Origin of the sequence: Bacillus sp. FSL W8-0848, from assembly GCF_038007805.1 — a bacterium.
GTDB lineage: Bacteria > Bacillota > Bacilli > Bacillales > Bacillaceae > Bacillus > Bacillus glycinifermentans.
Window position 1 is genome coordinate 1,735,194 of record NZ_JBBOYB010000001.1, and the last position, 15,621, is coordinate 1,750,814.

The 15,621-nt window shown below is 49.5% G+C and carries 9 protein-coding genes and 1 pseudogene; 9 read left to right on the plus strand and 1 reads right to left on the minus strand.

Features of this window, described 5'->3' with window-relative positions; translation table 11 throughout:
• Nucleotides 1–43 precede the first annotated feature (43 nt).
• The gene (locus tag NSQ39_RS09115) at nucleotides 44–1,972 is read left to right on the plus strand and encodes a hypothetical protein (RefSeq protein ID WP_052948524.1); all 1,929 of its coding nucleotides are present in this window, start codon (nucleotides 44–46) and stop codon (nucleotides 1,970–1,972) included.
• A gap of 149 nt (nucleotides 1,973–2,121) precedes the next feature.
• Here the strand turns inward: NSQ39_RS09115 and NSQ39_RS09120 are convergent, their stop codons facing one another.
• Entirely contained in the window at nucleotides 2,122–3,024 is a 903-nt protein-coding gene (locus tag NSQ39_RS09120; RefSeq protein ID WP_046131478.1) for a LysR family transcriptional regulator, read from the minus strand.
• 147 nt (nucleotides 3,025–3,171) lie between these two features.
• On the opposite strand from NSQ39_RS09120, the gene gltB reads away from it, so the two are divergent.
• From gltB to NSQ39_RS09160, 8 genes and pseudogenes are all read left to right on the plus strand, one after another.
• Entirely contained in the window at nucleotides 3,172–7,731 is a 4,560-nt protein-coding gene (gltB, locus tag NSQ39_RS09125) for a glutamate synthase large subunit (RefSeq protein ID WP_341014621.1), read from the plus strand.
• Nucleotides 7,732–7,747: 16 nt separating this feature from the next.
• Entirely contained in the window at nucleotides 7,748–9,229 is a 1,482-nt protein-coding gene (gene gltD, locus NSQ39_RS09130) for a glutamate synthase small subunit (RefSeq protein ID WP_046131476.1), read from the plus strand.
• Between the two features lie 199 nt (nucleotides 9,230–9,428).
• Nucleotides 9,429–9,608: pseudogene (locus NSQ39_RS23075) on the plus strand (hypothetical protein); the annotation flags it as partial.
• A gap of 130 nt (nucleotides 9,609–9,738) precedes the next feature.
• On the plus strand, nucleotides 9,739–11,436 hold the full coding sequence (locus tag NSQ39_RS09140; protein ID WP_175075111.1) for a DUF6044 family protein: 1,698 nt from the start codon (nucleotides 9,739–9,741) through the stop codon (nucleotides 11,434–11,436).
• A 12-nt stretch (nucleotides 11,437–11,448) separates the two neighbouring features.
• Complete coding sequence (locus NSQ39_RS09145) at nucleotides 11,449–12,465, plus strand: glycosyltransferase family 2 protein (protein WP_046131474.1); 1,017 nt, start codon at nucleotides 11,449–11,451, stop codon at nucleotides 12,463–12,465.
• 70 nt (nucleotides 12,466–12,535) lie between these two features.
• On the plus strand, nucleotides 12,536–13,771 hold the full coding sequence (locus tag NSQ39_RS09150; RefSeq protein ID WP_046131473.1) for an MFS transporter: 1,236 nt from the start codon (nucleotides 12,536–12,538) through the stop codon (nucleotides 13,769–13,771).
• 20 nt (nucleotides 13,772–13,791) lie between these two features.
• Entirely contained in the window at nucleotides 13,792–14,898 is a 1,107-nt protein-coding gene (locus NSQ39_RS09155) for a mandelate racemase/muconate lactonizing enzyme family protein (RefSeq protein ID WP_341014624.1), read from the plus strand.
• Nucleotides 14,899–14,979: 81 nt separating this feature from the next.
• Nucleotides 14,980–15,603 carry a YitT family protein gene (locus tag NSQ39_RS09160; protein ID WP_341014626.1) on the plus strand — a complete coding sequence of 208 codons (624 nt, stop codon included), beginning with the start codon at nucleotides 14,980–14,982 and terminating at the stop codon, nucleotides 15,601–15,603.
• Nucleotides 15,604–15,621 lie beyond the last annotated feature (18 nt).

Sequence of the window (15,621 nt, forward strand, 5' to 3'; positions counted from 1 at the left end):
AAAACGGGGAAATCTAATCATTTAGAAAGGAGTGTAAAACGACGTGAGAAAACATAAATTCACGGCGATCCTTGCAATTGCCGCGGTTTTAATCGCCGCCGTCTTTTTGACGCTGAGATGTCTTGAACCCGAATATGCTTATATGCCGCCCAAAGAAAAAGTCATCTCAAAAGAAAACAGGACGAACGGATATGACATGTGGGGAACATTCGTTTCAAACAAAGATGCTGACCGCCTGCGGGTTTCAAGCCAAAAGGGTGCGGTAAAAGTCGATGATCGGCTCCATCAGTTGGGAAGGGACGTATTTTATAAGGAGACATTCGGCAACGAAGTTTTTTTGACCGATATCCTGGGACTCCTTGACGGACCGATCACGGTTACGAATATGACAAAAGCGATTGCCGCGCTCAAAGGGAAAGGAACGACAAATTTACGGGTCGAGCTCGCCAAAACGGCGAACATTGGCGGAAAGACGTTTAAAAAAGGGGAGGTGATCGATACCGGAATCGATGTGCCGAAAGGAGCCTTCGCTCCCCTCGGAATGCCGTTTAAATATTCGGACGGTAAAATCAAAGCCGGCATCAGCTGCGCGGCCTGCCACGCGACGACACATCCGAAGACGATGCAGGTGATGGAAGGGGTGACAAATCCGGATTTGAACACCGGATTGTTGCTGGCCCTTGCGACAAATTCGGCCGCTTATTTTACACATTCAGAAATCAAAAGCATCAAACGGTTCATCAACGACAACAGCCCTGTGATTACTGCGGCAAACGGCAAGAAAGAGCGCCTTCCCGATCCGGATAAGCTTGAAACCGCAGTCGATCAAGTTTTTCTAAAATGGCCGAGGGGCTTTTTCGACTCGACGATCGATATGAAAAGCAATCCGACGCAAATTCCGGATGCTTATACATTGGGCGACCATCCATACAGCTGGAGCGGAGCCGCCATGGCCGGTCCGTTTAAAGGCTTAAGCGTGTTCAGCAACAACGTTCATGCACAAAACTCTGACAGCCTCTCACAAGCCCCCGGGAGCAGGGCTCTTTTCGGAATAAGTCCTGACGTGTACATCGGAACGATTCTCCAGCGTGCGGCAGATCGGTCGTACCGCTATCATCCTGAAAAAGGGGAGAGCCCTTCAGCGTTTTTTGCAAAAGCTGATCCGACCCCGGGTGTTCCGGGCGTCAATCAGATGGTCAGGCCGCCAAGCTTTCCGAAGATTACGCTGGCTGCGCCGGACGGTGTTCACGTCGGTTCTCCGGACAAAAAGGTAAACGAAGAAAACAACGCCGTATCCGCTTGGCAAAACACGCTTGAACCTCCGAAGCCGCCGCAAAAAGCGGCCAGGGAGTCAATCGAACAAGGAAAAGCCGTTTTCGCAAAAGCGGGGTGCATATCCTGCCATTCCGGCCGTTATTTCACGAATAACAAGGTCATATCAGCGAAAGAAATCGGCACTGAGCCGACAAGGGCCCAGTCTTTCAAAAAAACGGAAAAGATCTTTGGCGAAAGCACGATGTACGCGCCGAGTACGACGGTTCCGGTTAAAAGCGGCGCAAAGGTGCTCAAGGTGCCGACAAACCATTTTGATCCAAAGCAAGTCGAACTGGCATGGGCGAAAAACGGCTCGCCGGGCGGCTATAAAGTCCCAAGCCTTATCGGTCTTTATTGGAGCGCCCCATACTTGCACGACGGCGGCGCCGCGGTCGGAAGCTCACTCAAGGAAACAGGCATCACGGAAACATTGGCAAAAGGCAAACCGGCCGACCCTTATAACAGCCTGCTCGCTTTGATCGACAGGGATCTCAGGACTCGCGTGATCAAGAGCAATGCGGCTTCGCCAGATGTAAAAGCCGTCAGAATCACGGGGAAGGGACACGAATTTTGGATCGACCCGAAAAGCGGTTTTTCTAAAAAGGAACAAAAAGCAGTCATCGACTATTTAATGAGCCTTCAAATGCCGAAGGAATGAGGGAACGGCCGCCTTTTTTGAAGGCGGCCATTTTAATAAAGAAAAAACTCATCCGGAGAACAAAAGACTAAAAATTCAGACATTAATTTTCTTTTTATGATAAAATAATTAAACCAGCCGGGCGAAAGCACCCGGCTGACTGATCGGTTTTATTGATATTGCTGAAGGCGCGAGAAAAACTTCTTCACAAACTGGTAAAAGTCTTTTGCAGATGGGGAAAGCTCCCTGTTTTTCGGCGTGATAATCCCCACGGTCCGTTTGACCTGAGGATAATCAATCGGGATTCTCTTCGTAAAACGGGGGGTTGTTTCATTAAAGGCGCTTTCCGGCAAAAGCGTTACTCCTATCCCGGCGGAAACGAGCCCTTTTACCGCATCCAAATCTTCGCCCTCCGACGATATTTTCGGGGTATATCCCACCTGTTTACAAGCGTCTACCGCCATTTTCCGAAAGATGAACCCGTCCGGAAACAGCACGTAATTGTCGTTTCTGAGATCGCCTAAATGAAGGCTTTTCTGTTCAGCGAGCGGATGGTTGACCGGAACGAGGGCAAAAATGCTTTCCGTAAATAAAATGTCTCCTTTAATATCGGCATTGTTCGTCGGAACAGGACCGAGAAAAGCCAAATCGATGTCCCTGTTTTTCACCGCTTCAATTAAAAATTTATATGAACCCTGTCTCAAATGAAAAGCGACGTTCGGATACTCCTCTTTAAACGCGGAAATGACGGTCGGAAGAAACTGGCTCGCAAGGCTTGTCGGAAAGCCGATTTTGACGGTTCCTCTGTGAGGGTCCAAATACTCATCGATTTGTTCTTTCGCAAAATCGATCGCTTTCATCGCGGTTTTAATGTGATCCAAAAACTGCCTTCCGATCGGTGTGAGTTTAACATTTCGGCCTTCGCGTTCGAAAAGGTCAACGCCGAGCTCTTCTTCGAGGTTGGCAATCTGCCTGCTGATCGCCGACTGGGCGACGTGGAGATGCATGGCGGCCTCTGATACGTGTTCCCTTTCTGCTACTTCCATAAAGTAGTGCAACTGGCGTAATTCCATCGTGTTTCACCTGCTCATCTCAAAATGAGATTGTTTTAATCTAAATTATATATTGTTTGTATAGATTTGAAAACCTACAATAGGATTAGAATTTGTAAGATTTTATGACCGGGGATTAACGGGAAAAATGAACGGGGGAGAGGAACTATGACTTATAACCAATTACCGAAAGCGCAAGGTCTCTACCGTCCTGAATTTGAACATGATGCATGCGGAATCGGTCTTTACGCTCACTTAAAAGGCATTCCTACCCATGATATCGTCAAAAAAGGATTGCAAATGCTTTGTCAATTGGACCACCGGGGCGGTCAGGGCAGTGACCCGCATACCGGAGACGGAGCGGGCATTATGATGCAGATTCCTGATGCTTTTTTCAGAAAAGTCTGTTCCGGCTTTCAATTGCCTGAAAAAGGGCGATATGGGGTCGGCATGATTTTCTTTTCAAAAGATGACAGCGAACGCGAGCAAATTGAAGCGCACATTAATCATCTGATCGAAGAAGAAGGTCAGTCTGTGCTCGGATGGAGAACTGTACCGACTAATGTCGGAAAAATCGGAACAGTGGCACAAAAAAGCGCCCCTGTCGTCCGGCAGGTATTTATCGGGGCGAACGGACAGCTTAAAGACAACTTGGCGTTTGAACGCAAATTATACATCATCCGCAAGCAGGCGGAAAACTGGGCGCGCGAACGTGAAAAATCGTTTTATGTCGTCAGCCTCTCGAGCAACACGATTGTCTACAAAGGGCTGCTTACGCCTGAGCAGGTTGATGCTTTTTATGAAGACCTGCAGGATGAAGATTTTGTTTCGGCTTTTGCGCTTGTTCATTCACGCTTCAGCACAAACACGTTTCCGAGCTGGGAAAGGGCGCACCCGAACCGCTATCTCATCCATAACGGGGAGATCAACACGCTTCGCGGCAATATGAACTGGATGAAAGCAAGAGAGCAGCAGTTTGTTTCCGAAGCGTTCGGGGACGACCTGAAGAAAGTCCTTCCGGTCCTGGATGAAAACGGAAGCGATTCCTCCATACTGGACAACGCTTTTGAATTCTTCGTGCTCGCAGGAAGAACGCCGGCGCATGCGGCAATGATGCTGATTCCTGAACCGTGGAACGAGAATCCATACATGTCAAAGGAAAAGAAAGCCTTTTATGAATACCACAGCTCATTAATGGAGCCGTGGGACGGCCCGACGGCGATTTCGTTTACAAACGGAAAGCAGATCGGTGCGATTCTCGACCGTAACGGACTCAGACCGGCACGCTATTATGTCACAAAAGACGACTACATTATTTTTTCCTCTGAGGTCGGCGTCATTGACGTTGAACAGGAAAATGTTTTGTACAAAGACCGGCTTGATCCTGGAAAAATGCTGCTGGTTGATCTCGAAGAAGGGCGGATCATCTCGGACGAAGAGGTGAAATCAGAAATCGCCGGCGAGTTTCCATACCAGGAATGGCTGAAGAAAGGCTTGGTTCATGTCAGCAATGACATCGAGGAAACAGAGGAAAAACCTGCGCCTGACCTTTTGACCCGCCAAAAAGCGTTCGGCTATACGTATGAGGATATTCAAAAATATTTGATTCCGATTATTACGGAAGGAAAAGATCCGCTCGGGTCGATGGGAAATGACGTTCCGCTTGCCGTTTTATCAGACCGGCCGCAATCGCTGTTCAATTACTTTAAACAGCTGTTTGCCCAAGTCACCAATCCGCCGATTGATGCGATCCGCGAACAGATCGTCACATCGACTTTGACATGGCTCGGAGCCGAAGGTGACGTTCTTCATCCGAACGAAAACAGCTGCCGCAGGATCAAACTGTATACGCCTGTTTTAACGAACGCACAGTTCAACTCGCTGAAAGGGCTTGTGCATCAGGATTTTAAAAGCAAGACGATCGACACGCTGTTTACCGGCGATTTGAAAAGCGGACTTGAAGACATGTGCAAGGAAGCGGACAAAGCAATTGCAGAAGGGGTTACGCTGCTCATCTTATCCGACCGCAAAATGGACGGACAAAAAACACCGATTCCTGCACTTCTTGCCGTCAGCGCTCTGCATCAATATTTGGTCCGCGCCGGGAAACGCACGAAGGTCAGCATCATCGCCCAATCGGGTGAAGCAAGGGAAGTTCACCACTTTGCCGCATTGATCGGCTACGGAGCGGATGCCATCCATCCGTATCTCACGTACGCTACGTATAAAAAAGCGATTGAAGAAGGTGCCCTTTCAATCAGCTACGAGGAAGCTGTCACAAAATACAGCAAAAGCGTAACCGAAGGCGTCGTCAAAGTAATGTCGAAAATGGGAATCTCCACTGTTCAAAGCTATCGGGGGGCGCAAATTTTCGAAGCGGTCGGCATCGGCAAGGATGTTATCGACTGTTACTTTACAGGTACGGCGTCACAGCTCGGCGGCATCGGGCTTGATACGATCGCTGAAGAAGCGAAGCGCCGCCACAGGGAAGCATATGCAGATACGTTAAATGAGACGCTTGATGCAGGCAGCGATTTTCAATGGAGAAAAGGCGGCGAACATCACGCCTTTAACCCAAAAACGATCCATACGCTGCAATGGGCCTGCCGCAAAGGAGATTACAGTCTCTTTAAGCAGTATTCCAAGGCTGCGGACGAAGAAAGAATCGGCTTTTTGCGCAATCTCTTTACCTTTGACAACACGCGGAATCCGCTGCCTCTCGAAGAGGTCGAATCTGTTGAATCGATCGTGCGCCGCTTTAAAACCGGGGCTATGTCATTCGGTTCGTTGAGCAAGGAAGCTCATGAAGCACTGGCGATTGCGATGAACCGTTTAGGCGGAAAAAGCAACAGCGGGGAAGGCGGGGAAGATCCGGCGCGCTTTATTCCGGACGAAAGCGGCGACAACCGCCGCAGCGCCATCAAGCAGATCGCATCAGGCCGCTTTGGCGTTAAAAGCCACTATCTCGTCAACGCTGACGAACTGCAGATCAAAATGGCCCAAGGCGCAAAACCCGGAGAGGGCGGACAGCTTCCGGGAAATAAAGTCTATCCGTGGGTTGCCAATGTCAGGGGATCAACGCCGGGGGTCGGCTTGATTTCACCGCCGCCGCACCATGACATCTACTCAATCGAAGACTTGGCGCAATTGATCCACGATTTGAAAAACGCCAACCGCGATGCGCGGATCAGCGTGAAGCTCGTCGCAAAAGCCGGTGTCGGCACGATTGCGGCCGGTGTCGCAAAGGCTACGGCAGACGTCATCGTCATCAGCGGCTATGACGGCGGTACAGGCGCATCTCCGAAAACGAGCATTAAGCATACCGGCCTGCCGTGGGAACTTGGCCTTGCAGAAGCGCACCAAACATTGATGCTCAACGGCCTGCGCGAACGGGTTGTATTAGAAACGGACGGAAAATTAATGACAGGCAGAGACGTCGTGATGGCCGCGCTTTTAGGTGCGGAAGAATTCGGCTTCGCCACAGCCCCGCTCGTCGTGCTCGGCTGTGTGATGATGAGAGCCTGCCATTTGGATACATGTCCTGTCGGGGTCGCGACGCAAAACCCTGAGCTTCGCAAAAAGTTCATGGGTGACCCGGATCACATCATAAATTACATGCGCTTTGTCGCAGAGGAAGTGCGCGAACTGATGGCGCAGCTCGGCTTCAGAACCGTTGACGAAATGGTGGGCCGCACAGATGTCCTTCGCGTCAGCGAACGCGCAAAAGCGCATTGGAAAGCCGGTCAGCTCGATTTATCAAATCTGCTGCACCAGCCCGAAGGCGCACGTACATTCCGTACGCCGCAGAATCATAAAATCGATGAGTCGCTTGACATGACCGAGATACTGCCTGCGGTAGGCACTGCGATCGAAAACGGGCTTCCGGCGGAAGCGTCGTTTGCGATCCGCAACATCAACCGTGTGACAGGAGCGGTCACCGGAAGCGAAATCTCAAAACGGTACGGGGAAGAAGGCCTGCCTGATGACACGATCACGCTGCGCTTTACGGGCTCTGCCGGGCAAAGCTTCGGGGCATTTGTGCCGAAGGGCATGTCGCTTTATTTGACGGGGGATGCCAATGATTATATCGGAAAAGGCTTGTCAGGCGGAAAAATCGCCGTCAAGGCGCCGGACGATTTCAATCCGGCTTTCCGCGACAATGTCATCGTTGGAAACGTCGCATTTTACGGGGCAACAAGCGGTGAAGCTTATATTAACGGGCTCGCCGGTGAACGGTTTGCCGTCAGAAACAGCGGGGTAAATGTTGTGGTCGAAGGAATCGGAGACCATGGCTGCGAGTATATGACCGGAGGACGCGTCGTTGTATTAGGGGATGTCGGCAAAAACTTCGCAGCCGGGATGTCAGGCGGAATCGCCTATGTGTACGCCGAAGACAAAAAGGCGTTCAAACGGAAATGCAACATGGAAATGATCGAATTCGAGACGCTTGAAGCGCCTGAGGAAATGTCGGAGCTGAGAGCGATGATTGATAACCATTACCGCTATACAGGCAGCTCTAAAGCGGCTTCGATTCTTGAAGATTGGGAATCAGCCGTCACCCGGTTTATTAAAGTGATTCCGAAAGACTTCAAACAAATGATAGAGCGGATAAAAGAGCAAAAAGCTGCCGGCTTATCTGACGAAGAAGCGATGATGTACGCGTTTGAAGCCGGTACAAAGCAAAAGATTCAAACTTCTGCCTCAGCAAAAGAAGCGGTGGCACAGTAAGAAAGGGGAGGGGAAAATGGGCAAAGCAACAGGATTTATGGAGTTCAAGCGGGAAAAGCCTGCTGAACGCGATCCTCTCACGCGGATAAACGACTGGAACGAATATTCGTCTCCATTTTCTGAGGAAGCTTCAAAAAGACAGGGAGCGCGCTGCATGGACTGCGGCACGCCTTTCTGCCAAATCGGCATGGACATCGGCGGCTATACGTCAGGATGTCCGATTCATAACCTGATTCCGGAATGGAATGATCTTGTCTACCGCGGAAGGTGGAAAGAAGCGCTCGAGCGCCTGCTGAAAACGAACAACTTCCCGGAATTTACGGGGCGAGTCTGTCCTGCGCCTTGTGAAGGTTCTTGCACAGTGGCGATTTCCGATCCTGCCGTTTCGATCAAAGGCATCGAACGGACGATCATTGATAAAGGGTTTGAAAACGGATGGATCAAGCCGCGGATACCGAAAAAACGGACCGGCAAGAAAATTGCGATTGTCGGCTCCGGTCCGGCAGGCCTTGCAAGCGCCGATCAACTCAATCAGGCGGGGCACTCCGTCACCGTTTATGAGCGTGCCGATCGCCCGGGCGGTCTATTGACATACGGGATTCCGAATATGAAGCTGGAAAAAAGCGTCGTAGAGCGCCGCATCAAATTATTGACACAGGAAGGCATTGATTTCATCACCAATACAGAAATTGGCAAAGACATTACGGCAGATGAGCTGAAAAGCCGATACGATGCGGTCATTCTTTGCACAGGGGCGCAAAAGCAGCGCGACCTGCAGATTGAAGGACGTGAAGCAAAAGGCGTTCACTTTGCGATGGACTATTTAACAGGCACAATCAAAAGCATGCTCGATTCAAATTTCAAAGACAAAAAATGTATTAATACGAAAAACAAAGACGTTATCGTCATCGGCGGCGGTGACACGGGAGCTGACTGCGTTGCCACGGCTTTGCGCCAAAAGGCGCGGAGCGTCGTCCAGTTCGGCAAACATCCAAAGCTTCCTGACACAAGAACCGCCGAAAACATGTGGCCGGAACTGCCGCACGTTTATACACTCGATTATGCCTATGAAGAAGCGCAGGCGAAATTCGGAAAAGACCCGAGAGAGTACTGCATTCAAACAAAAAAACTTGTCGCAGATAAAAACGGGAATCTAAAGGAATTGCACACGATTCAAATGAAAAAAGTGAGAAACGAGCAAGGGAAGTTTGAATTTCACGAAATTCCGGGAACGGAAAAAGTCTGGCCGGCCCAGTTCGTTTTCATCGCCATCGGCTTTGAAGGCACTGAACAGCCGCTTCTCGAGCAATTCGGGGTCAAAGCGGTCAGAAATAAAATCGACGCACCATACGGGGAGTTTAAAACAAATGTCGAAGGAGTCTTCGCAGCCGGGGATGCGAGAAGAGGCCAAAGCTTAATCGTTTGGGCCATTCATGAAGGACGCGAGGTAGCCCGCGAAGTAGACCGGTATTTAATGGGGAGTTCTGTTTTACCGTAAAGCAAAGGGGATTATGAATAGATGACAGCCTGGCAGCATGACCTGTTTTTTCGGGTCGGTGAGCCGGGCTTTTTGCTTGCCGCGGGGGATTACAGAACATAATAATTTGTACGTACTCCATTTTCTAGTCAGCATCATAGCCTAAAGTATTCAAACTATACAAGGAGGGCTACCTGAGTTGGAAGCAAACGGTTATTTCATGGATGACTTGGAAGATATGACTGATGAAAGGCAGCAGCCCTATTCATATTATCCGTATCCTTACCCGCGGCCTCGTCCGCGCCCAAGGCCTCGTCCGTTTTATCCTTACCCGTACTTCTATTACCCGTATCCTTTTCCATATTACCCATACTACCCGCCATACCCATACTATCCGCGGTAAGAAAGGGGCTTTCCGTATTGCCGGAAAGCCCCTTTTTTATTTTGATGAATTTTTCAGAACGCCTGCAGAAATAATAACAAAGAAGTGACAGCCGCCCCACAAATTTCTGTATGGATGTGTTGTTTTTATGTCGTCATTTGCAAAAAAGATCAGCCGTGAGAACAAGTGTCTCATGCTTGCCTTTACCGCAATTTTGCTTTATGTATTGCCGCTTTACATACTTAACGAAGACGCCCATATCCGCGTTCACGACAACCTGGACTCGAATATCGCCTGGTATAAAGTGCTGGCGGAAAGCGGGCAGTTGCTCGGGGGTGTAAAAGCCGTCATTCCGCAGATCATCAACGGGCTGCCCCGCGACGCCTACGGTACGGAATGGAGCGGGATTGTCTGGCTGCACGCCTTGTTTCCGTCGATGACCGCGTATGCGCTTAGTCAAACGATAACGCGCGTGTTTGCCTTCATCGGCATGTACCTGCTTTTGAAAAAACATATCATTCGGGCTGACAAAGCCTATTTGATCAGAATCGGCGTCTCCCTCGCTTTTGCACTTACGCCGTTTTGGCCCTCCGGAATGCTGAGCACGCTGGGGCACCCGCTGGCACTCTGGGCCTTTTTAAATATTCGGGGGCGCGATTATTCTGTGAAAGAGTGGCTGACACTAGCACTCTTGCCGCTCTACTCAAGCTTTGTCCTCGGCTTTTTCTTTTTCCTTGCAGCCGTATCGCTGCTTTGGCTGTATGACCTCTTCATCAAACGCGATGTGAACCTTCCGTTTTTAGGAAGCATCGCTTTTATGACGGGGATTTTCCTTGCCGTGGAATACCGCCTTGTGTATTCGATGTTTTCTTCAGGCGAGACGATGCACCGCGTTGAATTTATCTCATCAAGGCACGATCTTTGGCACTCTTTCCGCCTGTCGGTTAAAAATTTCGTCCTTGGCCACAATCACGTAATGACGGTTCATACGGCAGTCATTCTTCCGGTCATCCTGCTTACTCTGGTGATCACCATCGGAAAACAGGGACGGCGCAGCCGCGAAGAAAAACTCTTTATATTTCTGTTCTTCTTCAATTACGCGCTTTCATTATGGTATGCGTTATGGTTTAACAAGCTATGGGCATTGCCTAAAGAAAAGTTCAGCCTTTTGGCGGCGTTTAACTTCGCCCGCTTTCATTTTTTGCGGCCGCTCATCATCTATGTAAGCTTTGCGGCGGCATGCTATATTTTGTGGCGGCTCGGAAAAAGGTGGCGGCGGTTTGTGTATGCGGCGCTTGCCGCACAGCTTATCGTTCTCGTTCCTTTTCATGAGGAGCTGACGTACGGGGCATACCGGCATGCCCCGTCATTCCGGGAGTTTTACGCATCCGAACAATTTAAACAGATCAAACAATATATCGGGAAGCCAGAGCGTTCATACCGGGTGGCAAGCATCGGCCTCCATCCGGCGATTGCCCAGTACAACGGTTTTTACACGCTTGATACGTATGCCAATATTTATCCGCTGAAATACAAATATCAATTCCGGAAAATCATCGCTAAGGAGCTTGATAAAAACGCCGCCTTAAAGCGCTACTTTGATGAATGGGGGAGCCGCTGCTACCTGTTCGTCGCGGAGCTCGGGAAACACTATGCTTTTAAAAAGAACTCCAAAAAGAAAATCACCAACCTGGAGTTAAACGCAGAAGCCTTTAAAGAAATGGGAGGGCGCTATATCTTTTCATCGGTACCGATTATGAATGCCGAGCAAAACAAACTGACGTTTTTAAAACGGTTCAGCCATCCCGAATCGGCCTGGAACATTTATTTATATGAAGCCAAGTGAGGAGGAAGCACATTGAATGTACCGCAGCCTTTACTAACGATCGTCATTCCGTGTTATAACGAAGAGGAAGTGTTTTCAGAAACAGCGAGGCGGCTGACCGCCGTGTTATGCGATTTGGCGGAGGAAAAATTGATTTCAGCCGACAGCAAGCTGCTCTTCGTTGATGACGGATCAAAAGACCGGACATGGTCATTGATCGCCATGGAAAGTACCAAAAACCATTATGTAACAGGCTTGAAATTGGCCCGGAATACGGGACATCAAAAGGCGCTTTTGGCAGGGCTTGATAAAGCGAAGCAAAAATCTGACTGCGTAATTTCGATCGATGCCGACCTTCAGGACGACGTCTCCGCGATTCGCGAGTTTATAAAAAAGTATCATGAAGGATATGAAATTGTTTACGGCGTCCGCCGCAGCCGGAAAACCGACACCTTTTTTAAGCGCACGACCGCGGAGTGGTTCTACAGGCTAATGAACCAACTCGGCATCCGTCTCGTCGACAACCACGCTGATTTCCGCCTGCTCGGCAAAAGAGCGCTTGAAGAGCTTTCGCGCTACCATGAAGCCAACGTTTTTCTGCGCGGGATCGTGCCGCTTATCGGACTGCGTTCGGCAAAGGTGTTCTATGACAGAAAGGAAAGGCTTGCAGGAGAGACGAAATATCCGCTTAAAAAGATGCTGTCCTTTGCTTTTCACGGGATTACCTCATTCAGTGTGGCCCCCATCCGCTTTTTTACGCTTATCGGCTTTTTCTTATTTTTTCTGAGCGGCATTGCCGGCATCTATGCGGTCATTCAAAAGATGCTCGGCTATACGAATGCGGGCTGGACATCCCTGATCATTTCGATATGGCTTTTGGGAGGCCTGCAATTAATGGGAATCGGCATCATCGGCGAATATATCGGAACGATTTTTACCGAGGTGAAAAACCGGCCGAAGTATACGGTTGACATCGATTTGTATACAGAGCGATTAACACAGCGCAGCCGCGAGAACATTCAAGGGACGACAGCGGTTGGCAGAGAATAGCAACTGACGCTTGCGGGAAATCTAATTGGGATGTCAAGTTTATTTTGCAGAAGGAAGGATGTACAAGCTTATGGAAGAAAAACAAACCTCTGGGCTGACCATTGTTGCCATCGGATCGATCCCCGTCATTATGACATTGGGAAATTCAATGCTGATTCCGATTCTGCCCAAAATGAAATCCGAGCTCCATCTGTCTCAGTTCCAGGTCAGTCTAATCATTACTGTCTTTTCGATAACGGCAGCCGTTTTTATTCCATTGCTCGGCTACCTGGCTGACAGATTTTCGCGAAAAGTCATTATTATACCGTGTTTGTTTCTTTATGGTATAGGAGGGATTCTCGCGGGATTCGCCTCTACGACATTTGAGAATGCTTATTCATGGGTGCTGATCGGCCGGGGGCTGCAGGGACTCGGAGCAGCAGGTACAGCATCGCTCGCCATGGCGCTGACGGGAGACCTGTTCAAAGGCTCTGAAGAAAGCAGGGTGCTTGGCATTGTCGAGGCTTCCAACGGCTTCGGAAAGGTGCTGTCGCCGATATTGGGCTCGCTCATCGCATTGATCGCCTGGTATTGGGTGTTTTTTGCCTTTCCGGCTTTTTGTATTGCTCCAATCTTGCTCACCTGGATTTTTATTAAAGAAAACGACAAAAAGAAAGAGCCGCCGGCCTTTGGGAAATATGTGAAGGGACTTGTGAGCGTGTTTAAACATGAGGGCAGATGGCTTTTTACAGCCTATTTGGCAGGTGCGGTCTGCCTGTTTACTCTGTTTGGCATTTTGTTTTATTTATCTGATGTGCTTGAGAAAGAATTCCAAACAGATGGCGTGAAAAAAGGGCTGATTTTGGCGATTCCGCTTCTCGTCATGTGTACGACTTCATACATTACCGGAAGTAAAATCGGACAAAATCAGCGGCTGATGAAAAGGTTGATGTTGATCGGACTCGCATTTATAACGGCTTCCTACGGGGCGCTGTCATTTTTCTCCGCTCTCGTTCCGTTTATCTCGATTCTCGTCGTCAGCAGTATCGGCACAGGCTTTGTCCTGCCTTGCGTCAACAGCTTCATAACGGGCGCTGTCGGCAAAGAAAGACGGGGATTTGTGACATCGCTTTACAGTTCGGTCCGATTTTTGGGGGTGGCCATCGGACCGCCGATTTTCGGACGGCTGATGGAATGGTCAAAAATCGGAATGTTCATGTCCATCGCAGGGCTGACCCTTGTCATCGGCATTCTCGTTCTCACAATGATCCACGTCAAAAAAGAAGACTCGAAAAAAAAGGGGCCTGAAGGACTGCAGCCGGCTTGACGCGAAGGATGGGAGAAGATATGCGCATTGAAAAAGTTGAAACGTACCCGCTATTTCACAAGCTTTCCTCTCCTTATGGGGACGCGAACGGTTATAAACATTACAGAACACTCTATTTAATCCGAATCACAACGGCGTCAGGGCTCACCGGCTGGGGGGAGTGCGCAGACTGGCTGCCCTTATTGGAAACCGGATTTCAAAAACGGATCATCCCTTTTTTAATCGGAAAACAAGCCACTGACCGCATGCAGATTGTCAGCGTCATCAAGAAATGGCATCAGCGGGCGGCAGCGGCCGTCAGCATGGCTTTGACAGACATTGCGGCAAAAAAAGCCGGCCTTTCGATATGTGATGTATGGGGAGGAAAGCTGAGAGAACAGGTTCCGGTTTACGCCTCCTTTCAATCCTATTCTGACAGAACCGACTGGCGCGAACATTCCCTTCGTCTGATCGAACAAGCCGTCAGCCAGGGGTTTCAACAAGTCAAAATCAAAACGGGAGGCAGGACATTTGCCGAGGACCTGAAACATATTCAGGATTTCCAAGTCATGACAGAGCAAAAGATCCGCTTTATTATGGATGCCAACCAAAGCTACGATTTGGCCGCCGCTCGCAAATGGGAGCGTTACTTTTCGATATGGCCAAATCTTCTATGGTTTGAAGAGCCGTTGCCGTTCGCTGATATAAAGGAGTACAAACTGCTGCGCTCAGCTCTTTCCGTACCGGTTGCCGGAGGGGAGAATATGAAAGGAGCCGGGCAGTTTTTGCCGCTGCTGCTGGAACATGCCGTCGATATCATCCAACCCGATGTTATGCACTGTGAGGGAATAGACGATTTTCGGTGCACCTTGCAGATTGCCCGCACGTTTGGCAGACGTATATCCCCGCACTGTTATGACGGAGCGCTTTCGAGATTATTTGCGGTTTTCGCTCAGGCCTGTTTATCGCCGTGGACGAAAATGGCCGGAGCAGACATCGAACCGGTTGAGTGGGACATGATGGAAAACCCATTTTCACAGCTCGTCCATTACGGAACAGTGAACGGTTATGTTCATGTGCCTGACCGAATTGAGGTAGATACAGAGTTAGTCAAAGCATACCTCTGGGACGGGACTGCTTACGGCTAGCCTTAAAATCTGTTATATTTTTGTTTTCCCCTTTCATATAGTGAATAGAGGACAAGTTCAGGTAAAGGGGATTACATCCGTATGGGAAGAAAATTTAAAATCGCACAAGCTATTTTTTTGGGCAGCGTTCTGCAGGGGCTGGGCATGGCAATGTTTTTGTTTCCAAACCACATTCCGTCGGGAGGGGCGGCGGGAATAGCCGTTTTGCTCAATTTTTGGTTTCAGGTCCCGCACGGTTTAACGGTTTGGGCCGTCAACTTTTCTCTGCTCCTGACAGCCGTCAAATGGCTTGAACCGGTAACGGTCGTCGGAACGATGGCATCGATTACGATGACGTCCGTGTCGGTGCAGATCTTTGAATCTCTTTTTCCTGCGATGACGACCCATAACATTTGGCTGGATTTATTTTACGGTGCTGTTCTGTTAGGAACCGGCGTCGGCATTTTATATAAATACAACATTTCAAACGGGGGATTCGGCGCCCTGGCTTTGATGATTTCTATATACCGCGGGGGAAAGCCGGGAACCGCTTTGTTTTTGATGAACGCCTTCATCTTTCTGCTGACAGCATCGGTTATCGCCTGGGGGATCGTCATTCAAGCGCTCGTCTGCCAATGGATTTCAACAAAGATCATCGATGCGATCTATCAGATTCGCCTGCGCCCGCTTTTTATGCCCATTGCAGGCTATCGCAACAAAAAATAGACCCGCCCCAGGGGCGAA